A 668-nucleotide genomic window follows, 5' to 3' on the forward strand; every position below is an offset into this window, starting at 1 on the left:
TTCGGCGACAGTCGCGTGGAAAAAGCCGTGCGCCAGGCCGAGCGCTTGCTGGAGAAAGACATTCCATTACTGATTCACGGTGAGACCGGCGTCGGCAAGGAAGTCTTCGTCAAAGCCTTGCACCAGGCCAGCTCGCGGAGCAAACAGGCATTCATCGCGGTGAACTGCGCAGCGATCCCCGCTGAACTGGTCGAGTCCGAGTTGTTCGGTTACGAGAAAGGCGCGTTCACCGGGGCCAACCAGAAAGGCAGCATCGGCCTGATCCGCAAGGCCGACAAAGGCACGCTGTTTCTCGACGAGATCGGTGACATGCCGCTGCCAACTCAGGCGCGTTTGTTGCGCGTGTTGCAAGAGCGCTGCGTGCAGCCGGTGGGCAGCAGCGAGTTGTTTCCGGTGGACTTGCGGATCATTTCCGCGACCAACCGATCATTGCGCGAGCAGGTGCAGTTGGGGCGGTTTCGTGAGGATTTGTACTACCGCATCGGCGGCCTGACCCTGGAGCTGCCGCCGTTACGCGAACGCAGTGACAAGCAGGCGCTGTTCAAACGGCTGTGGGAGCAACATCGCGAGCCGACGCAATGGGCGGGGCTGAGCCCAGAGGTATTGGAGCTGTTTGAAAAGCACCCGTGGCCGGGGAATTTGCGTCAGGTCAGCAGCGTGATGCAGGT

At 60.9% G+C, this 668-nt stretch carries 1 protein-coding gene; it reads left to right on the forward strand.

From position 1 onward, the window contains the following. On the forward strand, nucleotides 1-668 hold a 668-nt coding region (locus D6877_RS27960; RefSeq protein WP_130912777.1), incomplete at both ends, for a sigma 54-interacting transcriptional regulator.

This window comes from Pseudomonas sp. Sample_9 (assembly GCF_004307535.1).
In the GTDB taxonomy this organism is placed as follows: domain Bacteria; phylum Pseudomonadota; class Gammaproteobacteria; order Pseudomonadales; family Pseudomonadaceae; genus Aquipseudomonas; species Aquipseudomonas mercuritolerans.